Origin of the sequence: Kitasatospora sp. NPDC058032, assembly GCF_042885845.1 — a bacterium.
GTDB lineage: Bacteria > Actinomycetota > Actinomycetes > Streptomycetales > Streptomycetaceae > Kitasatospora.
Genome location: NZ_JBHVRK010000039.1, coordinates 1 through 20,576 on the forward strand (window position 1 = coordinate 1; position 20,576 = coordinate 20,576).

At 73.1% G+C, this 20,576-nt stretch carries 22 protein-coding genes; 10 read left to right on the plus strand and 12 right to left on the minus strand.

The window, feature by feature from the left end:
* Positions 1-138 precede the first annotated feature (138 nt).
* From ACFVUH_RS34795 to ACFVUH_RS34810, 4 genes are all read left to right on the plus strand, one after another.
* Positions 139-660, plus strand: a complete 522-nt coding sequence (locus ACFVUH_RS34795) for a hypothetical protein (RefSeq protein WP_387917519.1) — start codon at positions 139-141, stop codon at positions 658-660.
* A 22-nt stretch (positions 661-682) separates the two neighbouring features.
* Positions 683-1,462, plus strand: coding sequence for a class I SAM-dependent methyltransferase (locus tag ACFVUH_RS34800; RefSeq protein WP_387917521.1), 780 nt, complete (start codon positions 683-685; stop codon positions 1,460-1,462).
* A gap of 125 nt (positions 1,463-1,587) precedes the next feature.
* Positions 1,588-2,136 (plus strand): histidine phosphatase family protein, encoded by a 549-nt coding sequence (locus ACFVUH_RS34805; protein WP_355372580.1) that lies wholly within the window; start codon positions 1,588-1,590, stop codon positions 2,134-2,136.
* A 90-nt stretch (positions 2,137-2,226) separates the two neighbouring features.
* Positions 2,227-3,000 (plus strand): maleylpyruvate isomerase N-terminal domain-containing protein, encoded by a 774-nt coding sequence (locus tag ACFVUH_RS34810; RefSeq protein ID WP_387917523.1) that lies wholly within the window; start codon positions 2,227-2,229, stop codon positions 2,998-3,000.
* Between the two features lie 84 nt (positions 3,001-3,084).
* On the opposite strand, the gene ACFVUH_RS34815 is transcribed toward ACFVUH_RS34810, so the two are convergent.
* Complete coding sequence (locus ACFVUH_RS34815; protein ID WP_387917525.1) at positions 3,085-3,894, minus strand: thioesterase family protein; 810 nt, start codon at positions 3,892-3,894, stop codon at positions 3,085-3,087.
* A gap of 455 nt (positions 3,895-4,349) precedes the next feature.
* On the opposite strand from ACFVUH_RS34815, the gene ACFVUH_RS34820 reads away from it, so the two are divergent.
* Positions 4,350-5,255, plus strand: coding sequence for a helix-turn-helix domain-containing protein (locus tag ACFVUH_RS34820; RefSeq protein WP_387917526.1), 906 nt, complete (start codon positions 4,350-4,352; stop codon positions 5,253-5,255).
* A 48-nt stretch (positions 5,256-5,303) separates the two neighbouring features.
* Here the strand turns inward: ACFVUH_RS34820 and ACFVUH_RS34825 are convergent, their stop codons facing one another.
* Positions 5,304-5,696 carry a MerR family transcriptional regulator gene (locus tag ACFVUH_RS34825; RefSeq protein WP_387917528.1) on the minus strand — a complete coding sequence of 131 codons (393 nt, stop codon included), beginning with the start codon at positions 5,694-5,696 and terminating at the stop codon, positions 5,304-5,306.
* 59 nt (positions 5,697-5,755) lie between these two features.
* Between ACFVUH_RS34825 and ACFVUH_RS34830 the strand changes: the two genes are divergently transcribed.
* The 4 genes from ACFVUH_RS34830 to ACFVUH_RS34845 all read left to right on the plus strand — a co-directional run bounded on the left by ACFVUH_RS34830 (position 5,756) and on the right by ACFVUH_RS34845 (position 9,503).
* The gene (locus tag ACFVUH_RS34830) at positions 5,756-7,060 is read left to right on the plus strand and encodes an MFS transporter (RefSeq protein ID WP_387917530.1); all 1,305 of its coding nucleotides are present in this window, start codon (positions 5,756-5,758) and stop codon (positions 7,058-7,060) included.
* Positions 7,061-7,256: 196 nt separating this feature from the next.
* A complete protein-coding gene (locus tag ACFVUH_RS34835) occupies positions 7,257-8,303 on the plus strand; it encodes a hypothetical protein (protein WP_387917532.1) in 1,047 nt (348 codons plus the stop codon).
* On the plus strand, positions 8,300-8,491 hold the full coding sequence (locus ACFVUH_RS34840) for a hypothetical protein (protein WP_387917534.1): 192 nt from the start codon (positions 8,300-8,302) through the stop codon (positions 8,489-8,491). The genes ACFVUH_RS34835 and ACFVUH_RS34840 overlap by 4 nt, the downstream gene beginning before the upstream one ends.
* A 73-nt stretch (positions 8,492-8,564) precedes the next feature.
* Complete coding sequence (locus ACFVUH_RS34845) at positions 8,565-9,503, plus strand: aldo/keto reductase (RefSeq protein ID WP_387917536.1); 939 nt, start codon at positions 8,565-8,567, stop codon at positions 9,501-9,503.
* A 22-nt stretch (positions 9,504-9,525) separates the two neighbouring features.
* Here ACFVUH_RS34845 and ACFVUH_RS34850 read toward each other — a convergent pair whose 3' ends face one another.
* The 5 genes from ACFVUH_RS34850 to bioB all read right to left on the minus strand — a co-directional run bounded on the left by ACFVUH_RS34850 (position 9,526) and on the right by bioB (position 14,270).
* Positions 9,526-10,176, minus strand: coding sequence for a hypothetical protein (locus ACFVUH_RS34850; protein ID WP_387917537.1), 651 nt, complete (start codon positions 10,174-10,176; stop codon positions 9,526-9,528).
* Positions 10,177-10,212: 36 nt separating this feature from the next.
* Complete coding sequence (locus ACFVUH_RS34855) at positions 10,213-10,659, minus strand: hypothetical protein (RefSeq protein ID WP_355372554.1); 447 nt, start codon at positions 10,657-10,659, stop codon at positions 10,213-10,215.
* A gap of 129 nt (positions 10,660-10,788) precedes the next feature.
* Positions 10,789-11,580, minus strand: coding sequence for a dethiobiotin synthase (gene bioD / locus ACFVUH_RS34860; RefSeq protein WP_387917539.1), 792 nt, complete (start codon positions 11,578-11,580; stop codon positions 10,789-10,791).
* Positions 11,577-12,881, minus strand: a complete 1,305-nt coding sequence (locus tag ACFVUH_RS34865) for an adenosylmethionine--8-amino-7-oxononanoate transaminase (protein WP_387917541.1) — start codon at positions 12,879-12,881, stop codon at positions 11,577-11,579. The genes bioD and ACFVUH_RS34865 overlap by 4 nt, the downstream gene beginning before the upstream one ends.
* Before the next feature lie 123 nt (positions 12,882-13,004).
* A complete protein-coding gene (gene bioB / locus ACFVUH_RS34870; protein WP_387917542.1) occupies positions 13,005-14,270 on the minus strand; it encodes a biotin synthase BioB in 1,266 nt (421 codons plus the stop codon).
* A 320-nt stretch (positions 14,271-14,590) separates the two neighbouring features.
* Between bioB and ACFVUH_RS34875 the strand changes: the two genes are divergently transcribed.
* On the plus strand, positions 14,591-15,355 hold the full coding sequence (locus ACFVUH_RS34875) for a hypothetical protein (protein WP_387917544.1): 765 nt from the start codon (positions 14,591-14,593) through the stop codon (positions 15,353-15,355).
* Between the two features lie 62 nt (positions 15,356-15,417).
* Here the strand turns inward: ACFVUH_RS34875 and ACFVUH_RS34880 are convergent, their stop codons facing one another.
* The 5 genes from ACFVUH_RS34880 to ACFVUH_RS34900 form a co-directional block, all read right to left on the minus strand.
* Positions 15,418-17,910 carry a DUF3516 domain-containing protein gene (locus ACFVUH_RS34880; RefSeq protein ID WP_355372691.1) on the minus strand — a complete coding sequence of 831 codons (2,493 nt, stop codon included), beginning with the start codon at positions 17,908-17,910 and terminating at the stop codon, positions 15,418-15,420.
* A 67-nt stretch (positions 17,911-17,977) separates the two neighbouring features.
* Entirely contained in the window at positions 17,978-18,592 is a 615-nt protein-coding gene (locus tag ACFVUH_RS34885) for a hypothetical protein (RefSeq protein WP_387917546.1), read from the minus strand.
* 4 nt (positions 18,593-18,596) lie between these two features.
* Positions 18,597-18,854 (minus strand): hypothetical protein, encoded by a 258-nt coding sequence (locus ACFVUH_RS34890; protein ID WP_387917548.1) that lies wholly within the window; start codon positions 18,852-18,854, stop codon positions 18,597-18,599.
* Positions 18,824-19,945: a hypothetical protein gene (locus ACFVUH_RS34895; RefSeq protein ID WP_387917549.1), complete on the minus strand. Its 1,122-nt coding sequence runs from the start codon at positions 19,943-19,945 to the stop codon at positions 18,824-18,826. Before ACFVUH_RS34895 ends, ACFVUH_RS34890 begins: the two co-directional genes overlap by 31 nt.
* A 303-nt stretch (positions 19,946-20,248) precedes the next feature.
* The gene (locus tag ACFVUH_RS34900; protein ID WP_387917550.1) at positions 20,249-20,437 is read right to left on the minus strand and encodes a hypothetical protein; all 189 of its coding nucleotides are present in this window, start codon (positions 20,435-20,437) and stop codon (positions 20,249-20,251) included.
* Between the last annotated feature and the right edge of the window lie 139 nt (positions 20,438-20,576).

The following is a 20,576-nucleotide window of genomic DNA, read 5'->3' on the forward strand; positions in this document are numbered from 1 at the left end:
CTCCGTGCCCCCCCCCCTCGGGCCCCCCCCCCCCCCCCCGCCGCGCCCCCCCCTCCCCGCCCCCCCCCCCGGCCCCCCCCCCCGCCCCGCCCCCCCCCCCCCCCCACGACCGCTTGACCCGTGCTGGACGATGAGAGCGTGATCGACAAGGAACGCGCCATCGAGCTCGTCGAGTGCTACCTGGCGGGCGACGGGCCGGCCTTCGAGCGGGTTGTCCACGCCGTGGAGGAGTACGAGGTCGGGTGGCTCGTGTTCTGGGGCCCGGCCGCGTCGGCCCGGGCCGGGGACGGGGTCGGCAGGCCTGTCGGCGGGAACAGTCATGTGCTCGTGGACCGGTACGACGGAAGCCTGCACCACGTCCCCGACGCCTGGTGGCCGACCGAGGGGTGGGAGGACCACTACCTGCTCCAGACCAAGGGTGTCCGCCGCCCCGATCCGCTGGCCGCCGCCGTCCGTGAACTGGTGCGGTCCGCCGGGGTCGTGGCCGCGATGAGGCATCTGCGCAAGCAGGCGCCGGGGTTGGGTCCGCGGGAGGCCAAGGCCTACCTCGCGGCCGTCCGGGACGGCGCCGAGCCTCCGGAGGAGCTGGCGGCCCTCACGCGCAAGAAGCCCACCTCGCCGCTGTGGCCGGTCGAGACCCTGGCCGGCCCCGTCGAGTAGCGGGCCGAGGTAGCGTGCAGATATGGATCATGACGAACAGTCACTGCACGCGTCGTCCTTCGGCTCCGCGGCCGTCGCCTACGCCGAGCACCGGCCGGACTACGCCCGGGCCGCGGTGCGGTGGGCGCTGGAAGCGGCGCCCGGGCCGCGGGTGCTCGATCTCGGCGCCGGGACCGGGAAGTTGACGGGAACGCTGGTGGCCCTGGGGGCCGACGTCGTCGCCGTCGAGCCGGACGCGGCGATGCTGGGCGAGCTGCGCCGCGCGCTGCCCGCCGTCCGCGCCCTGCCGGGCAGCGCCGAGCGGATCCCGCTGCCGGACGCCTCCGTCGACGCCGTCGTCGCCGGAAACGCCATGCACTGGTTCGACATGGCCGTCGCGGGACCGGAGATCGCCCGCGTCCTCGCACCCGGCGGTGTGCTGGCCGGGCTGTGGAACCTGCTGGACGACGAGGTGGACTGGGTCGCCGGGCTCGCGCGGGTCGGCGGGACCGAGGCGATCGGCGAGCGTGACACGCCCGCCAGTTGGCGCGCGGTGACGGCGGGCATGCACCTTCCGGGGAACGGTGACGCCGCCCGCTTCGGCTCGCCGGAGCAGTCCGTCTTCCCGCACGGGCAGCGCCGCACCGCCGGCTCCCTCGTCGACACCCTGGCGACGCGCGCGGGCATGCTCGTCATGCCGGAACAGGAGCGCGAGGCCAGGCGCAGCGCGATCCGGGCCTACCTCGCCGGCCGGCCCGAGCTCGCCGACGGCGAGTTCACCCTCCCCATGCTGACCGGGGTGCTGCGCGCCAAGCGGCTCTGACGGCACCGCTGCCGACGGGGCGGTGGCGGCGAGTTGGGCCCGAGCCCGGCTGGGGTAGCGTTCGCGTGCAAAGGATCAACGATTCCGTCGGCCGTGGCGCGCTCGGCGGACCAGGGGAGGACAACGTGACCACGGGTACCGGCCGGAGGGTCGTCCTGATCCGGCATGCGCAGGCCGAGCGGGAGACGCCGGTCGACAAGGAGCGGCGTCTCGACGAGCGGGGGCGGGCGGAGGCGTCCGGTGCCGGGCGATGGCTCGCGGATTCCGGCATCGCGCCGGATCTCGCGCGGGTGTCCGGCGCCCGCCGGACCGGGGAGACCTGGGAACGCGTGGCCGCCGCGTTGCCGCAGGTTCCCGAGACGATCCACGAGGAGCGGCTCTACGACCTGAGTGTGGAGATCCACCGGGGGGAGGGAGGGATCGCCGAGCTGGTCGCGATGGTGCGGGACACCTCGGACGGCGTGCGCGACCTGGTCGTCGTCGGACACAATCCGAGCCTGCACGAGCTGGTCGCGCTCCTGGCCGGGGCGGCCGACGGTGACCTCGCGCAGCGGGCGGCGGAGTCCGGCTTCCCGACCGCGTCCGTGGCCGTCCTGGAGTTCGACGGTTCCTGGCAGGCGCTCGGACCCGGCGTCGCGAGGCTCACCGCGTTCTGGACGCCGCCGCAAGGCTGAGGCCCCGCGGCGGCGCCCCGCCCGGCCGTCGACGCCCTCGGCCGACAAATTCGCTACCCGGCGGCCGGAGCGCCGTGATACACAACCGGCGTGCAAAAAATCTTGGAGCTCCCCGAGGTCCTGCGGCTGATCGAAGACCGCTCGGCCGCGTTCCGCGCCGCGATCGCGTCCGCCCCCGACCTTGACGTCCAGGTCCCGACCTGTCCGGACTGGACGCTGCGCGAACTGGCGCAGCACCTCGGTGACGGCCGGCGCCGCCAGGCCGCCATCGTCGCGGCGGGCCCGGGCGCCGAGCCCCCGGCGAGGACGGACCCGAAGGGCGCCCCGACCGTGCCGCGCGACCGCGAAGCCCTGGACGCCTGGCTCGCCGAGTCGACCGAGCTCATGCTCGACGCGCTGCGCGAGGCCGGCCCGGACCGCGGCTGCTGGACCTGGTGGGGCCGCTCGCAGGCCCCGGAGACCAGTGGAGCGGTGGCCCGGCACCAGATCCAGGAGATCGCCGTCCACACCTACGACGTCCAGCTCATCCAGGGCGCCGCACAACCGCTGCCGACGGACGTCGCGGTCGAGGGTGTCGACGAGTTCCTGACGACCGTCTCGGCGACGACCGTCCCCTGGCCGTTCAAGCCGGCGACCATCGACCTGCACGCGACCGAGGGCCGTTCCTGGCGCCTGACCCTCGACGCCGACGGGGTCCGCTGTGACGACCTCGCCGCCGACGCGGAGCCGGGCGACCTGGTGATGCGAGGCGCAGCGAGCGAACTGGTCCTCTACTTCTACGCGCGCGTCCCGCTCGACGGCCTGGACAACACCGGGAACACCGAGCCGATGGAGCAGCTCGCAGAGTGGGACCCGAACGCGTAAACGCGCACGTCGACGGCGGCCCTTGCCCGGGTCACGAGCTGGTGCGGACGGGACTGCCGGAGGCGAGCGCCACCGGGGCGGCGGTCAGCCCAGCGGACGGGGCTGCGGGCGGACGGTGAGGATCTGTTCGGCCTGGCCGACCGGCCCGTCCACGTCGTGCAGGACGGTGCTGGTCAGGCCCTGGCCGGTCGGGCCGAAGGTGACCGTGGTGTCCAGGCCGGTCCAGGGACCGGTCGGCGCGCGGTGCAGGTGGATCGTCAGGTCGACGTTGGGGAACATCCACTCCGTCGGATCCTGCTGCGGGGCGATGCCGTTGGCGGTGTCCACCAGCGCGACGAAGGTCGCCAGCGGGCTGCTCGGCTCGCCCGCGACCAGGTCGACACGCGAGGTCAGCCACGCCGTCGTCCGGCCCCGGCGGGCCGGCGGCACGCGGCGCACGTCGATGGAGGCGATGTAGCCGCCGTCCCACGCCTCGCCCATCGTCCACAGCGGGAGCGAATCGGGCGCGGGCAGCGGCTCGCGCGGGCTGTCGGCGACGGCCGAGGTGTCCAGGGTGGCCAGCAGCCAGGCGCGGGCCCGCACGACGGCGCGCCCGCCGATCGTCACCGTCGCCTCGAGGAGCTCGATGGTGCGGCCGGGGCGGACGGTCTCCACGGTGATCTCGCACTCGTCGAGCGCGATCCGGCCGAGGATGTCATAGCTGATCCGGGAGAGCGCCAGGCCCCCGGCACGCCCGGCGAGGTGCTGGTCGAGGGCGTGCACGACGAGGCCGGCCAGCGGGCTGAAGTGCTGCTCGTCGACGCTCCACGCACCACCCGCGTGCGCGGTGGGCTTGAACGTGTGCTCGCCCGTTCGGTGGTAGTAGCTCTCGCGCTCGATCGTGCTGGTGGTCACGGGTGGCGTCTCCTCGACCGGGGCAGGTGCATCGTTCCCGAATCGTAGGCGGCAGGGGCGTCGGCGGTCGCCGTGATCTGCCGCACAGTGGGTCGAAAAGGGAGGTGAAGGGGACGGCGGTCGCCCCCTAGGCCGGCGCGCATGGGCTGCACCAGGACCTCGTACGTCTGCCTCCCCTGCCGGGCCTCCTACAAGCAGCGCCACGGATGGGAGAGCGAGGAACGGCGCCGGTGGCGGCCCGGCGAGCACCGCGGGGGCTCCGGCGGAACGCGCGACGAGGCGCAGCACGCCGCACAGGAAGTCGGCCGATCCGACTTCCTGCTCCTGACGTCCCGCTCGGTGGCGGCCCCGCCCCCCCGCGCGGGGCCGGCACCGAGCGGCGCCCGTCCAGGATGGGGCCACAACGCCGGTGGATCCTTGTACGAAAGCGAACTCCGTGGGCGAGGGGAGAAGCCGTGGGCCCGGAGGACGTCACGACGGTGGACGACCGGGGCGAGAGCGTCGTGCGGCGCCCGCCGGAGTGGATGCGCGGTGACGTGGTCAGATGCCGCGGCTACCGGTCGGTCGGCCTCCAGCACCCGAGGATCACCCTGCCCAGCGCGGGCGTGACCCTGCTGGTCGGCTGGGGCGGGCCGTTGCACATCCGGCGGGGGCTGGGCGGCGCGGAGCGCGAGCAGACGCGGCACGCGATGATCGCGGGCCTGCAGACGGCCCCGGTGCTGGCGGGCTACCGGGGGTCGGGCCACGCCGTGGAGGTCGAGTTCACGGCCGTCGGGGCGTCGCGCTTCCTCGGCCTGCCGCTGCACCTGCTCGCCAACGCCGCCGCCCACCCGGACGAGGCGATGGGCCCCGGCTGGACCGCGAGGCTCACCGAACGGCTCGCGGAGGCACCGGACTGGCCCGCCCGCTGGGCCGTCGTCGACGCCGCCCTCGCCCCACGGCTCGCCGCCGCCCCGGCCACCCCGGGTCTCGCCGTCGAGGCCTGGCAGCGGCTGCGCGACGCGCACGGCGGCCTGAGCGCACGGCAACTCGCCGACGCGACGGGCCGGGGCGAACGCCGGATCCAGCTCCTCTTCCGGGACCACGTCGGCGTCCCGCCGCAGACCCTCGCCCGGATCCTGCGCTTCCAACGCGCGCTCGCCCTCTCCGGCCTCGGCCGCCTCTCCCTCACCGACGTCGCGGCGATGAGCGGTTACCACGACCAGGCCCACATGAACCGCGACTTTCGTGCCCTGTCCGGCCGGACGCCCGGCGAACTGCGGGGCATCGCCGACCGGCTGTCCGCCCCCGACGCGGCCGCGGCGGCGCGGGAGGTCGGCTGCTTCAGCGACTTCTTCGAACTCGACGACGCCGACTGGTAGCACCGTTGACGGCTGATCCGCGGACGTTGGTGGAGGGGTGGTGATCGGCTAGAACGCGTCACCGGGGGTCGCCAGGAGCACGCACTGGTCGAAGTTCATGCAGCCGCACGCCATGCAGTCCGCGACCGCCCGGCGCAGCGCCTGGGTCCGGGTGATGTGGTCGTCGAGTTCGGGGAGTTTGCGAGCCGCGAGTTCGCGCCACTGGCGGGTGGCGCCGGGCGAGGTGTCGCCGTTCAACAGGAGGGCGATCTCGGCGAGGGTGAAGCCGGCCCGCTGCGCCATCCGGATCAGCGCGACCCGCCGGACCGTGCTGACCGGCCAGACCCGTCGGCCCGCCTCGCGATGGGAGCCCGGCAGCAGCCCGCGCTCCTCCCAGTAGCGCAGCGCGGACGCCCGCACCCGCGCCGTCCGGGCCAGTTCGCCGATCCCCAGATACCGCACGCCAACGCTCCCCGGGCCGGGTTGACTTCACGCGAGCTTGAAGCACGAGTGTGACGTGCATGTTCTCATCTCCGGGGCGCGTGCTGCCCGAGGCCTGGCGCCCGCTGTTCGCCGTCCGCCCGTTCCGCCGACTGCTGCCCGTCTTCGCCCTGTCGGACCTGGGGGACGGCATGAGCGCCGTCGCCGTGGCCTGGCTGGCGCTCTCGCTGGCCCCGGACGGTCGGGAGGGCGCGCTGGTCGGGATCAGCGTCGCCGCGTACACGCTGCCGGGCGCGTTCGGCGCACTGGCGCTGGGCCGCTGGCTGCGGCCGTTGCCGGCGCAGCGGCTGCTGGTCGCGGACGCCGCCCTGCGGGCCCTGCTGCTGGGCGCGATCCCGATCGCGTACCTGGCCGGCGTGCTCGGCCCGACCGGCTACGTCCTGCTGCTGGGCGCCTCCTCGCTGTTCCACGCCTGGGGCAGGGCCGGGAAGTACGCGTTGTTCGCACCGTTTCTGGACGACGGTCTGCGGCTGGCCGCGAACAGTCTGCTGAGCGCCAGTCTGTCGAGTGCCACCGTGCTCGGCCCCGCGCTGGCGGGCCTGCTGGCGGGCACGGTGTCACCGGCGTGGATCATCGGCCTGGACGCGGTCACCTTCGCCGTGCTCGCGGTGCAGGCCGGCCGGGTCGCACTGCCGGCGGCGGCGACCGGGCCGACCGAGGCGGCCGGTGCCGATGGTGCCCGGCAGGGGCTGAGGGTACTGCGGCACCACCCGGAACTGCTCGGACTACTGGTGCTGACGTGGCTGTTCAACCTGGCCTACGGGCCGGTCGAGGTCGCGCTGCCGCTGTTCGTCCTGCACTCCCTGAACGACGGCGCGGGTCTGCTCGGCGTCTACTGGGCCGTGTTCGGGCTCGGAGCCGTCGTCGGGGCCCTCGGTGCCGCAGCGGCCGGGCGGCTGCCACTGTGGCCGACCGTGATCGCGATCGTCGCGGGCCACGGCCTGGGCCTGCTGCCCTTCGCGGTCGCCCACACCGCCGTACCGTCACTGATCGGCTTCGCCGCGGCGGGAGCCATCTACGGACCGTACTCCGCGCTGTCCCTCGCGTTGCTCCAGAACAGGACGCCGAGCGGCTCGCTCACCACGGTGCTCGCCGCCCGCAGCGCGGTGCTCATCACGGCCGCACCCTTGGGGGCCGCACTCGGCGCGCTCCTGCTGAACCGGGTGGCCGCGCCGGCCCTGCTGAGCGGCTGCGGCCTCGCCATGATCCTCACAGCGGCCCTCGCCGCCGTCGTCCACGGCTGCCACGCACTTCGACGGCGTCGGCGGGACATCACGCTCGCGGACCCGGCCCCGGGCGCAACTTCAGCCGATCGTCCCGTCTGACTGCCATTCCTCGGCGAGCTTCCGCGGATCGGCGCTAGAGTGGCGCCACGGCCGTGGCGACGGCCGCGGCTGTGCGTCATGCCCGTGCCCATGATGCCCGAGACGGCCGGAAGTTGAGTCATCGCGATCACCCTCGGTTCACCGTGCTCACGAGCATGTGCCGGGGCACGGGCGGCGCATGCCAGAGGGAAGCACGATGCCGCGACACACCTATGGCAACGCCATGCCGCCGCACCTTCAGGCGGCGGCCATTCGATCCACACTGGAAGTCGTCGGATATCTGCAGGATGTGCTCCAGTATTCCGCGCCCGAGATGGCGGATCACGGCTGGGCGCGCATGTGCATGTACCGGGCGAGCGACGCGATGGACGAGATCGGTCACTTTGTCGGTGCTATCGCAGCTCATATGGCCGACAACGACTCGAACGGCGAGATGATTCGTGGGCTCTTGCGCACCGACCGGGAGTGTCTTCGCAGCGCGCGACCCATTCGGATCGGTGGCCAGCGGCGTGGGAGTCGCGACCTTCATCGGATGCCGGACTGGGTCGCCCATGAGGTTCGCAGCAGTCTCGCATACGTCATGGTGCGTCTTCCTGTGGTGCTGCGTCGAAGCGTGAAGCTCCGGAACTCGCTCTGGCTCAGTGGGTGCCTGCGTCCCATGGTCGATTCCATGGACGAACTGGGCCGGCTCCTGCAGTTGCTCGCAGGCGTGCATGCGGAGGTGTTCGACGAGGACACCCTGGCGCGGTACCAGCATCTCTTTCAGCAAAGGCCGAGGGCGACCATGCCGGCCGAGGACGACCGGGACTACTTGAGCGGACTGCTCGGCCTGCGGGAGCCGGAGAGGGGCCCGAGTTGGTATTTCATCGGCCAGTTGACGGCGGCTTGGCCGGACGCCCTTCTACAGGCCGACTCGTACGAGGTGAAGGTCTTCACCCTGCTGGCCATGCTGGACGAGGAGTTCTGGGGTCAGCGCAGAGCGGGGAGAAGCGGCAGGCCGATGCCGAGGGTGCAGAGTGCCGCTATGGGGTGCCTGAATGGACTGTGGATCGCGATGGGGGAGGACAAGGACGATCCCGAGTACTGGCTCACAGGCCACGAGAGGGCCTACGCGGAGGGGGTGGCCAGCGCTTTGACGGATCGAGTGGCGAGTGACTTCTCGGGCTTGCCGCCTCGTGGACTGACCATGATCGAGATTGCCCGCGAAGCCTTCCGCCGCGCCCCGGTCGGGGGGCACCGGTGAACGGTACGGGTGCCCGGGTGGTGTGGTTGCTGGTGGCGGTCCTGGTGTCGACCGTGGCCGGGCTGGTGACGTTCGTCCTTCGGGCGCGGCTCGGGGCACGGGCGGCGGAGGCGGCGTTGTGGGCGGGGTCGGCGTTCGGGGGGAGCATGGTGGTGGCGCTGGGGGCGCTGGTGTTCGTGGCGGGGTGAACGGGGACGTTGTTGCGGGTGATGGTGAATGAGACTTGAATGGTCCAGACCACAACGGGAGGGATGCACAGCCATGACTGTTCCTCAGCGCACCGTCGTCCTCGGGACCTTGGGCTTCGGCACGATCGTCGACGAGGAGACCTCGTTCCGTCTCCTCGACCACTTCGTCGAGAGCGGCGGGACGGTCCTGGACACCGCCGACAACTACGCGTTCTGGCTCGACGGCGCGACCGGGGACGAGAGCGAGGCCGTCATCGGGCGCTGGCTCGCCAGCCGCAAGGCGCGGGACCGGGTCGTCATCAGCACCAAGGTGGGCGCCCGGCCCGCGGTGCCCGGGGCGGGGCTGGAGGCGGCGGAGGGGCTGTCGGAGAAGGCGGTCCGGGCCGCCGTCGAGGGCAGTCTGCGGCGCCTCGGCACGGACCACGTCGACGTGTACTGGGCGCACATCGAGGACCGCTCGGTACCGCTCGCCGAGACCGTGGAGACCCTGGCCGACCTGGTGACCTCGGGGAAGGCGGGCGAGGTCGGGGCCAGCAACCACGCCGTGTGGCGGGTCGAGCGGGCCCGGGCGCTCGCCGGGGACGGTCCGCGCTACGCGCACCTGCAGTACCGGTACTCCTACCTGCAGCCGCGTTTCGACGTGCCGCTGCCGTCCTCCGCGCACGTGCACGCGACGCCCGAACTCCTCGACTACGTGCGCTCCGAGGGGGACCTGCGGCTCTGGGTGTACAGCCCGATCCTCTCCGGCGGCCTCACTCGCGAGGACGTCGAGATCGGCGCCGCCTACGACCACCCCGGCACGCCCAAGCGGCTCGCCGCCCTGCGCGCGGTGGCCGAGGAGACCGGCGCGAGCGTCAACCAGGTGGCGCTCAGCTGGCTGCTCGACCACGAGGCGCGGATCCTGCCGCTGGTCGGCGTGAGCAAGGTCGCCCAGCTCGACGAGGCGCTCGGCGCCCTCGACCTGACGCTCACGGCCGAGCAGCGGCGGACGCTGGACGAGGCCGCGCTGTAGGCCTGTCCCCCGGGCCGTCGGGTCAGGCCACCGGGTAGCCGATCTCGGCCATGTCGTCGGCGAGTTCGTCCAGGTCGAGCTCCGGGTTGAGGGCGGACACGACGGCCTCGGTGAGCGGGCGCAGCGCCAGGACGTGGGCGATCGGCGCGGGGTCGAGGCCGTCCTCCAGCTCGTAGTACTCCTCGGCCCACGCCCGGTACGCCTCCACCAGGTCCTCGGCGGCGAGCAGGTCGAAGAGGGCCACCCCGCCGGTGGGCGGGGCCGACGGCGCCCGCCACGCGGCGTCCCCGGGCTCGCGCCAGAAGCAGACGGTCGCGAGCGGGGCGCCGTCCTCCTCGCCGAACGCCGGCTCCGTCACACAGGAGCGGAACGCCGCCGGGACCTCCGCGAGCAGCCGCGCCCCCGCGTTGGGCGCGGTGTGGTCGAAGCCACGCGCGTACGCTCCGGCGGGGGAGAAGACCACGAACCAGTCGTCGCCCTGACCGTCGCGCATCGACGCCAGGTCCGCGTCCTCGCTCCAGCGGGAGTCGAAGGAGTAGTACCGGTCCGCCCAGTCGGGGCCGAGGATCGCTTCGAGCATGGCCAGGCCCCGGCACCGTTCCCGCAGCGTGGCGGTGTCGGGCAGGCGGGTGAGGAGTCCGCGCAGGTCAGAGGTGTCGTGGCTGTCGTGCATGCCTGAAGTGAAGCAGGCGGCACTGACAGTCGGCCGTCACGGGGTGTTGCTCAGCGCGTAGGTGCGGAAGGTGGCCAGCAGCGGCAGCACGTCGGTCTTGTTCGGCTCCTCGGTGACGGCCCGCATGGCGTCGATCACCGCGTGCGCGATCACCTTCACCACGGCGAGGTCGTCCCCGGCGGTCTCGCCCCAGGCGCACAGCGTCCGGGTGAGCAGGGCGCTCATCCGGGCGCCGATGTTGGAGCTCACCGCGTCGGTGAGTTCGGCGAGTTCCTCGTCGGTCATGCTGGAGCGCAGCCCGAAGGCCAGCGCCATCAGCGTGTCCACGGCGTGCTCGCCGTAGGTCGCGACCAGGGCGGCGAGCGGCTGCTCGGCCGGTCCCCGTGCGGCCAGCGCGGCCAGGGCCTCGTCGTCGTCCTTCCACGCCGCTTCGAGCGCGGCGAGGGCCCGCAGGGCCTCGTCCACCATCAGGCCATCCGTCATGCGGAGAACCGTATTGAGCCCTCCCGCGCCGCGGGCCGGGACGGGCCCGGATCTCACCCGTTCGAGCGATAACCGGCGGGTTCGGCCGCGCGGGCGCGGGGAGGCTGCGTCGGTGGGTTCCCGAAGGCCTCAGCCGGCCCCGTGGGCGGTGGTGAAGGCGGCGGCGTCCCAGTGGCCGTGCAGGGCGGGCGCGAGCGCGGCGGCGGCGAGTGCGGGGAAGCCCCCGGCCCGGCCGGCGTGTTCGGGCAGCGCGCCGAGCAGCGGGGCGCCCGCCGCGCGCGGCAGGTCGGCCAGGTTGCAGCGGTCCGCGAGGCCGGGGGAGTGCGGCCAGGCGCCGACCACCACACCCAGCAGCGGCAGTCCGCGCGCGGCCAGCGCCTCCGCCGTCAGCGCGGTGGTGTTCAGCGTGCCGAGCCCGGCCGAGGCGACCAGCAACACCTCGGCGGGCAGGCCGAGTTCGCGTGTCGCGCGGGCCTGGTCGGCAAGCGTGCGGCCCTGCTCGTCGTAGCGGACCAGCAGGCCGCCCGCGCCCTCGATCAGGACCAGGTCGTGCCGCTCGGCGAGGCCGCCCACCTCCTTGGCCACGTCCTCCGCCGCCAGGTACGGCAGCCCGGACCGGCGGGCCGCCGTGTCGGGCGCCAAGGGCTCGGGGTAGCGGGCCAGTTCACGCAGCGTGAGCCGGTCCGGGGCCGGGGAGGCGGGCCCGGCGAGCCGGCCGACCTCCTCGGCGTCCCCCGGCTCGTCCGGGCCGACGCCGGTCTGCCCGGGCTTGAGCACCGCGACCCGCAGCCCGGCGCGCAGCGCGCTCGCGGCGACGGCGGCCGTGGTCACGGTCTTGCCGACCTCGGTGCCCGTCCCGGTCACGAAGAGGACCCGTCCCACCGCTGCCGCCTCCGTCCGCTCCTCCGCCGACCCGCTCATCCGACCACCGCCGCCGCCGTCACGCCCGCGGCGATCCGCGCCACGTCCTCGTCGCCGGTCACGTACGGCGGCATCGTGTAGACGAGGTCCCGGAACGGGCGCAGCCAGACGCCCTCCCGGGCGGCGGCCGCGGTCGCCGCCGCCATGTCCACCGGGTGGTCCAACTGGACGACGCCGATCGCGCCGAGCACCCGGACGTCCTTGACGCCGGGCAGTTCGGCGGCCTCCGCCAGGCCGGTGCGCAGGCCGGTCTCGATCCGTTTGACCTCGGTGTGCCAGTCCTGCGCGAGCAGCAGGCCGATCGAGGCGTTGGCGACCGCCGTCGCCAGCGGGTTGCCCATGAACGTCGGCCCGTGGGCGAGGACGGGCATCTCGCCGCGGCTGATGCCCTCGGCGACCTCCGCCGTGCACAGCGTCGCCGCCAGCGTGAGGTAGCCGCCGGTGAGCGCCTTGCCCAGGCACATCACGTCCGGCGCGACGCCCGCGTGGTCGGCCGCGAACAGCGCGCCGCTGCGGCCGAAGCCGGTGGCGATCTCGTCGAAGACCAGCAGCACCCCGTGCCGGTCGCACAGTTCGCGCAGCATCCGCAGGTACGCGGGGGAGTGGAAGCGCATCCCGCCGGCGCCCTGCACCACCGGCTCGACGATCACCGCCGCCAGCTCGTCGGCGTGACGCTCCATCAACTGGTCGAAGGCGCGGGCGTATTCCTCGTCGAGCGGGGCGTCGAAGCCGGCCGGAGGCTCCGGCGCGAACAGCTGCTCGGGCAGCACCCCGCCCCACAGGTGGTGCATGCCGCCCTGCGGGTCGCACACCGACATCGGGTGGAAGGTGTCACCGTGGTAGCCGCCGCGCCAGGTCAGCAGCCGCCGCTTCCGCGGCCGGCCCACCGACTGCCAGTACTGCAGGCACATCTTCATGGCGACCTCGACGGACACCGAGCCCGAGTCGGCGAGGAAGACGTGCCGCAGCGGCTCCGGGGTGATCTCCACCAGGGTGGTGGCGAGCCGGACGGCGGGCTCGTGGGTGAGCCCGCCGAACATCACATGGCTCATCCGGTCCACCTGCCCGCGCACCGCCTCGTCGAGCACCGGGTGACCGTAGCCGTGGATCGCCGCCCACCAGGACGACATGCCGTCGACGAGTTCGCGGTGTCCGCCGGGCGCCGGGGCGGCCAGCTTCAGCCGCACGCCGGAGGCGGACTCCACCACGTACGGGGTGGAGGTGCCGGGCATCGGCCCGTACGGGTGCCAGACGTGCGCCCGGTCGAGGGCGAGCAGGGTGTCCGTGGACAGCTGGGTCATGGGTGAGGGTCTTTCCGGGGTGTTCGTCGGGCCCGGGCGGCCGGGCCGGCGGCCGGGCCCGGGCCGTCGGGCTGGGAGGCCGTGCTGGGTGCGGGCCCGGGCCGGGGTCGGTGCGGACGGGGCTCAGGCGTTGGGCGCCAGCTCGGTGCCCGCGCCGCGACGGCGCACCCGCACCAGGTCGGTGCGCGCCTCGTCGGCGGCCGTCTCCGGGGTGTCGTGACCGGCGTCTGCGTGACCGGCCTCGGTGGCAGCGTCGCCGTGGGCGTGGCCGGGGGCGTGACCGCCGCACGGGCCGCAGCCGCCGCCCGTCCCGCACCCGCCCGCCGCCGGGGCCGTCCCGCAGCCGCCCGCCGCCGGCGCCTGCGCCGCGTCGGCCGCGACGTCCGCGCGGTGCCGCGGCAGGGTGCTCTCGCCCATGCCCTCGACCTCGAACCCGGCGTCCCGGATCATGTCGAGGTCGGCCTGCCCGGCCTGGCCCTCGCTGGTCAGGTAGTCGCCCAGGAAGATGGAGTTGGCGATGTGCAGGCCCAGCGGCTGCAGGCTGCGCAGGTGCACCTCGCGCCCGCCGGCGATCCGCACCTCGGTGTCCGGGTTGACGAACCGCACCATCGCCAGGATCCGCAGGCAGCGCTGCGGGGTGAGGTTCCACTCCTTGGCCAGCGGGGTGCCCTCGAACGGGATGAGGAAGTTCACCGGGACCGAGTCCGAGCCCAGCTCGCGCAGCGCGAACACCACGTCGACCAGGTCCTCGTCGCTCTCGCCCATGCCCGCGATCAGGCCCGAGCAGGCCGACAGGCCCGCGCCGTGCGCCTTCTGCACGGTGTCCACCCGGTCCGCGTAGGTGTGGGTGGTGGCGATGTCGCCGTAGGTGCCCTCGGAGGTGTTGAGGTTGTGGTTGTAGGCGTCGACGCCGGCCGCCTTCAGCCGCTCCGCCTGGTTGTCGGAGAGCAGGCCCAGGCAGGCGCAGACCTCGACCGCCGGGTCGGCCTCCCGGATCGCCGCCACCGTGTCGGTGACCCGGTCGATGTCACGGTCCGTCGGGCCGCGGCCGCTCGCCACCAGGCAGACCCGCTTGGCGCCGCCCGACACGCCCGCCTTCGCCGCCTCGGCGGCCTGGTCCGGCTTGAGCCAGGTGTACTTCAGGATCTCGGCCTTGGAGCCCAGCCGCTGCGAACAGTACGAGCAGTCCTCGGGGCACAGTCCGCTCTTCAGGTTCACCAGGTAGTTGAGCTTCACCCGGCGGCCGAACCACCGCCGACGTACCCGCCCGGCGGCCGCGACCACGTCGAGCAGCTCGTCGTCGGTGGTGGCGAGGAGGGCGAGCGCCTCCTCGCGGGTGGGGGTCTCCCCACGCAGGCCCTTGGCGGTGAGGGTATCGAGCAGATCCATGGGGCTGATCCTGCCTGTTGCCCCGCGACGGACGCCAGAGGAAACCCACCAGAAGATCCCGGGGAAGCTGTGCGAGTTGTCACAGTGTCGAAGCTCACCGTAGTGGTGCAGGTCACGTCGGGCGCCGGGCCGTCCGGACGGGCTCCCGCCGGGTCCGCGCCCCCGTGATCTCCACCACTCGTGACCTGCATACAATCTGCCGCATGACCACGCAGGGGGAGCGCGCCCCGTCGCCGGCAGAGCGACCGGACGGACCATCGGCAGAACACACGTCACAGCATCCGGCGGGGGTGGGGGCGGGGGCCTTCCGGGCCAGACGCGTGACCACCCGACGGGTCGTCGGCTGGATCACCGTCGCCGGCGTGGTGGCGGCCGGCGGCTGGATCGTCACCCGCCCCACGCCCGGCGACTACATACCGGGGCTCGGGCCCTCCAGCAAAGAGGCCTCCAAGACCCCGCCGATCGTGGGCGACCCGCCGCCGCGCACCGTCGCCGACCCCGAGGCGCTCGACGTCGACGTCTACTTCCCGGCCCAACGGGTCGTCGAGTCCGGCGGGTACAAGGGCAAGCGCTCCGGGGTGCGGCGCGGCGAGAACTGCACCGAGGTGCTCCAGGACCGCACCCTGGAGCTGCTGCGGGAGGCCGGCTGCAAGGGCTACCTGGGCGTCAGCTTCACCGCCCAGGAGAAGCCGGTGCTCAGCAGCATCACCCTGCTGCGCTTCGCCGACGCCCCGGCCGCGGCCCGCGCCGCCGAGTCGCTGCGGGCCAAGCCGGGTTCGGTCGCCTTCATCCTCCCGGACGCCTCCACCGCCCCCGCCCTGCCGGCCGCCGCGGCCCGGCCCGCCACCGAGGCGCGGGTCGAACTCGTCGGCCACTACGTGACGGTGACCAGCTCGCGGCCCGCCGACGCGCACCCCGGCTTCGGCACCGCCACCGCCTCCGGCACCGGCTCGCCGAGCCCGTCCGGCTCCCCGGTGAGCCCGCTGCCGGTGCCCTCGATGAGCGCGGCCAACCTCGACCAGCTGCTCGACGAGGCCACCCGGGCCATCTCGTTCACCGCCGGCGCGCCGTTCGTCTGGATGTAGCGGGCCCCGTGGCTCCGGCGGAGCCGCCTTCGGGCGCTCCGCCGGGCCGGGCCGATCTCGCGTCAGCCGCCGAGGCGGTCCACGGCGGTGACCCGCAGCACCGCGCGGCCCTCCTCGTCCGAGCCGTACAGGTCGACCTCGGCGCTGATGCCCCAGTCGTGGTCGCCCTCCGGGTCGTCGAAGATCTGCCGGACCCGCCAGGCGGAGTCCTCCTCCTCGATGATCAGCATCTTCGGGCCGCGCGCGTCCGGACCGGTGCCCAGGTCGTCGTACTCCTCCCAGTACCCGTCCATGGCGTCCGCCCAGCGGTCCGCGTCCCAGCCGTACTCGCCGTCCAGCGCGCCGAGCTCGTCGTAGTGCTCCAGCGCGCACAGCTCGAGCCGGCGGAACATCTCGTTGCGCACCAGCACCCGGAACGCCCGCGCGTTCGCCGTCACCGGCGCCGGCTTGTCGTCCAGGGTCACCTCGGCGGCCTGCGGCTCGGTCGGGTTGGCCAGCTGCTCCCACTCGTCCAGCAGGCTGGAGTCGACCTGGCGGACCAGCTCGCCGAGCCAGGCGATGACGTCCTTGAGGTCGTCGGTCTTGACGTCCTCGGGGACGGTCTGCTCCAGCGCCTTGTACGCGCCCGCCAGGTAGCGCAGCACGATGCCCTCGGTGCGGGCCAGCTCGTAGTGGCCGACGTAGTCCGAGAAGGTCATCGCCCGCTCGTACAGGTCGCGCACCACGGACTTCGGCTGCAGCTGGTGGTCGCCGATCCACGGGTGCGCCCGCCGGTACACCTCGTAGGCGTGGGTGAGCAGTTCCTCCAGCGGCTTCGGATAGGTGATCTCCTGGAGCCGCTCCATCCGCTCCTCGTACTCGATGCCGTCGCGCTTCATCTCGCCGACGGCCTCGCCGCGCGCCTTGTTCTGCTGCGAGGCGAGGATCTGGCGCGGGTCGTCCAGGGTGGCCTCGACCACCGACACCACGTCCATCGAGAACGACGGCGAGGTCGGGTCCAGCAGCTCGAAGGCGGCCAGCGCGAAGGTGGACAGCGGCTGGTTGAGCGCGAAGTTCTCCTGGAGGTCCAGGGTCAGGCGCACGATCCGGCCCTCGGCGTCCGGCTCCGGCAGCCGCTCCACCACGCCGCCCTCCAGCAGCGAGCGGTAGATGGCGATCGCGGTGCGGATGTGCCGGCGCTGCGCGGGGCGGTCCTCGTGGTTGTCGGTGAGCAGCTTGCGCATCGCCTCGAAGGCGTTGCCGGGCCGGCCGATCACCGACAGCAGCATCGCGTGGCTCACCTTGAACCGGGAGACCAGCGGCTCCGGGTCGGCGGCGATCAGCTTGTTGAAGGTCTCCTCGGACCAGCCGACGAAGCCCTCCGGCGCCTTCTTGCGGACGATCTTGCGCTTCTTCTTCGGGTCGTCGCCCGCCTTGGCGACGGCCTTCTCGTTCTCGATGACGTGCTCGGGCGCCTGCGCCACCACCTGGCCGACGGTGTCGAACCCGGCCCGTCCGGCGCGGCCGGCGATCTGGTGGAACTCACGGGCGCGCAGGATCCGCACCCGCTGCCCGTCGTACTTCGACAGCGCGGTGAACAGCACCGTGCGGATCGGCACGTTGACGCCCACGCCCAGCGTGTCCGTCCCGCAGATCACCTTCAACAGGCCCGCCTGGGCGAGCCGTTCGACCAGGCGCCGGTACTTCGGCAGCATGCCCGCGTGGTGCACGCCGATCCCGTGGCGGACGTAACGCGACAGGTTGCGGCCGAACTTGGTGGTGAAGCGGAAGTTGCCGATCAGGTCGGCGATGGCGTCCTTCTCCGCCTTCGAGCACATGTTGATGCTCATCAGCGACTGCGCCCGCTCCACCGCCTCCTTCTGGGTGAAGTGCACCACGTACACCGGCGCCTGGCCGGTCTGCAGCAACTCCTCCAGGGTGTCGTGCATGGTCGTGCGCCGGTACTCGTAGAACAGCGGCACCGGACGCGTCGCGTTGCGCACGACGGTGGTCGGGCGGCCGGTGCGGCGGGTCAGGTCCTCCTCGAACCGCCGCACGTCGCCCAGCGTCGCCGACATCAGCAGGAACTGCGCCTGCGGCAGCTCCAGCAGCGGGATCTGCCACGCCCAGCCGCGGTCCGGCTCGGCGTAGAAGTGGAACTCGTCCATGACCACCTGGCCGATGTCGGCCCGGGCGCCGTCGTGCAGCGCGATCTGCGCCAGCACCTCCGCGGTGCAGCAGATGATCGGCGCGGTCGGGTTCACCGAGGCGTCGCCGGTCATCATGCCGACCTGCTCGGTCCCGAACATCTTGACCAGGTCGAAGAACTTCTCCGACACCAGCGCCTTGATCGGCGCCGTGTAGAAGGTCCGCTTCCCCTCCGCCAGTGCCGCGAAGTGCGCGCCGGCGGCGACCAGGCTCTTGCCCGAGCCGGTCGGCGTCGCCAGGATCACGTTGTTCCCCGACACCAGCTCGATCAGCGCCTCCTCCTGCGCCGGGTACAGCGAGATCCCGCGCTCTTCCGTCCAGGCGGCGAACGTCTCGTACAGCGCGTCGGGCGTGGCGGGCTTCGGCATCAGATCAAGGAGGGTCACCCGGCTATCTTGCCTGCTCGCCGCCACCCCCGGCAAAGCCCGGCGCCCATCAGCCCGCCACCACGGGCGCCCGCTCGGCGATCCGCACGTCGGGGCAGCCTTCCTGGCGGACGATCTCCTGGGCGATGCGGTGGGCCACGTCGACGAAGACCTGTGTCCGCTTCGTCGCGGACAGGTCGGACAGGTAGAAGTCGCCGGCGACCGAGAGCTGCCGGTACGCGTTCCGGGCCAGGGGCTGTCGGCCGCTGTCGCAGGGGAACATCAGTATCGGCTGGAGACCGTCATCCAGCCAGCCCACGACACCGGCACCGAAGTCGATCGGCAGATCGCGTTGGTCCGCCTCGTACTGCTCGCGATATGAGCGGTACGAACTCTCGTCGATCTGGAATATCCGGGCGACCACGACGGTCGCGCCGGGCAGCCACGAGATGCCGCAATCCGCCCGGGTACTCCTTCCGGACAGGTCGCCGAAGACCTCGCGCTCGATTCCCTTCCCCTCATCACCCACCAGCGGCCGGACCTCCTCCCGTTCGATCAGCCCCCAGCAAGCACTCGCCGGCAGTTCCACCGACTGCCACGGCTTCCACGCCCACAGCCCGCCCCCGATGAGAACCAACGCCGTGACCAGGGCTGTGACCGCAAGTCGCCCGTTATCGCGCCGCACCGTTTCAGTCCTCCTTCTTCGGATGGGTGACTTGCCAAGCGGTACCCGTGGCGCCGGCGAACGCGCCCCCGATCTGGCCTTCCACGGCGGGGGCCAGATCGTTGAGGTACTTCCGTTCGAGGCCGGTCCGGCCCGCCGCGTCACGGATCGCGTCCTGGACGGACCCCTGGGCGCCCGCCAACGCGTGGTTCTGCGCCGCTTGCGCCTTGTTGGTGGTCTGCGCGTCGGTGTTCACCTGGTAGCTCTCGGCGATGCCGTCCATGATCCTGCCGACCGCGTCGTTCGCGTACGGGCCGACGATCGGCGCCCTGGTCTCCAGGACCGATCCGAGCGTCGCGTCCCAGATGGTGCCCGCCCAGTCGCGGGTGGTCCTGACGGCCGAGTTGAGGTGTTCGTCCCGCCGGTGCTCCTCACCGAGCCGTCCGGCCAGTACGTCGTCGGCGGGTCGGTGAAGAACCTGGTGGCGGCGTCCGGGCTGCGCCCGAGCGCGTTCAGCACCGAGCCCATCGGGTTGAACCCGTGGTAGTTGCCCTTCTCGTCCGGGGTGCCGGTGAACCAGAAGTCCTGGAACGGCGCGCCGCCCTTCATCGCCACCGCGTCCCAGCGGGCCGGGTTCTCCTGGGTGAGCTGGGTGACGTGCTCGGCGATCGGCTTCAGGAACGCCGCGTCGTAGTTGCCGTACCGCAGGACGTTGCCCAGGATCTGGTAGCCGTAGGGGCTGGACTCGTAGTCGGCGCCGGGCCCGAGCTGGATGTGCCGGCTGCCGGCCCGGCGCAGTCGCTCGCCCCAGTCCGGGGGCAGGTGGGGTTGACCGCCGCTGTTGGTGGCGGTGGCCAGGGTGAGGCCGAGCCCTTCCTGGATCCCCCTGACGGCGGCCGCGCGGACGGGGCTGCCGGCGAAGTCGCCGCTCTGCGCCAGCGCGCCGTAGGAGGCGAGGAAGGTCCCCGGGTCCTGGCCGCCGTAGAAGGCGGTGGCGAACCGGGGGTCGCCGGAGTGGTGCTGGAGCAGGGCCTGCAACTGCGTGAGCTGGGCGTCGGTGGCGGCGCTGCCGAGGCTGAGGATCTGGGCGGCCTGCTTGGCCTCGGCGTCGGCGACGCTGCCCAGCGGGGTGCTGTTGAAGCTCGTGGTGTCGTTGCCGGTGTCCATCGCGAGGGCCAGGGCGGCCGCGGAATCGGCTTCGGTGGCGCGGTCCAGCGCCTTGCCGATCTCCTGGGCGGCGACCTGGGCGGTCTCCCGCTGGGTCCTGGCGTAGTCGGGGTCGTGCTTGTCGGCCGGGTCGGTGGCCGGCGGCCAGTGCACGCTGCCGTCGGCGGCGACGGTCAGGCCCTGCTCGCTGGCGTGCTGGACGGCCACCTGGAGGTCCTTCCTCGCGGCGACGAACTCGTCGTGCGCGTCGCGCAGCGTGCGCGCGATTCGCCGAGGCCTCCTCGAAGGCGGCGCGGATCTGGTCGCGCGCCTGGGTGAGGGCGGTGGCGGCGGACTCGGAGCTCGGCCCGGTCCAGCCGGACTGCTGGGCCGGGCCGATCACCTCGTTCTGGATCCTGGTCGAGAGGTCCCAGGCGCGGACCATCTTCTCGAAGTCGCCGGCCGCTGCGTTGAGGCCGGTGAGGTCGACGGTCTGGAGCTGGGTGTACGTCACCATGCCGGGCCCCCGCCTCAGCCGTGCTGCTGCGCGAACTGGCTGTGGATCGCGCTCTCGGTGTTGTCGTAGTTCTGGGCGGTGGCGTGCAGGTTCCAGCCCATCAGCGCGGCGACCGCGCCGGTGACGTGCCCCGCGGGCTGTGCGCACGCGGTGCGGACGGACTCGCGCAGGGCCGTGGCGTTGGTGCCGGCCTGGCGGATCATCCCGGGGTTCGCCTTGACGGACGGGCCGCCGGCGGCCGGCGGGAGCGTGACGGGTGGCGGGCCCCGGCGGCGGCCGCCGCGAGGTCGGGAAACTGCTTCTTCGCCTCCGCGGTGAGGTTTCCGGAACTGTCGAAGAGCC

Bases quoted from the DNA above. Each gene is read 5' to 3' on its own strand.
- ACFVUH_RS34855 (WP_355372554.1), bottom strand. From the start codon at position 10,659: ATGACGGATGGCCTGATGGTGGACGAGGCCCTGCGGGCCCTCGCCGCG.
- bioD (WP_387917539.1), bottom strand. From the start codon at position 11,580: ATGAGCGGGTCGGCGGAGGAGCGGACGGAGGCGGCAGCGGTGGGACGG.
- ACFVUH_RS34800 (WP_387917521.1), top strand. From the start codon at position 683: ATGGATCATGACGAACAGTCACTGCACGCGTCGTCCTTCGGCTCCGCG.
- ACFVUH_RS34865 (WP_387917541.1), bottom strand. From the start codon at position 12,881: ATGACCCAGCTGTCCACGGACACCCTGCTCGCCCTCGACCGGGCGCAC.
- ACFVUH_RS34830 (WP_387917530.1), top strand. From the start codon at position 5,756: ATGTTCTCATCTCCGGGGCGCGTGCTGCCCGAGGCCTGGCGCCCGCTG.
- ACFVUH_RS34835 (WP_387917532.1), top strand. From the start codon at position 7,257: ATGCCGCGACACACCTATGGCAACGCCATGCCGCCGCACCTTCAGGCG.
- ACFVUH_RS34900 (WP_387917550.1), bottom strand. From the start codon at position 20,437: ATGATCCGCCAGGCCGGCACCAACGCCACGGCCCTGCGCGAGTCCGTC.
- ACFVUH_RS34845 (WP_387917536.1), top strand. From the start codon at position 8,565: ATGACTGTTCCTCAGCGCACCGTCGTCCTCGGGACCTTGGGCTTCGGC.
- bioB (WP_387917542.1), bottom strand. From the start codon at position 14,270: ATGGATCTGCTCGATACCCTCACCGCCAAGGGCCTGCGTGGGGAGACC.
- ACFVUH_RS34850 (WP_387917537.1), bottom strand. From the start codon at position 10,176: ATGCACGACAGCCACGACACCTCTGACCTGCGCGGACTCCTCACCCGC.
- ACFVUH_RS34890 (WP_387917548.1), bottom strand. From the start codon at position 18,854: ATGGACGGCATCGCCGAGAGCTACCAGGTGAACACCGACGCGCAGACC.
- ACFVUH_RS34880 (WP_355372691.1), bottom strand. From the start codon at position 17,910: ATGCCGAAGCCCGCCACGCCCGACGCGCTGTACGAGACGTTCGCCGCC.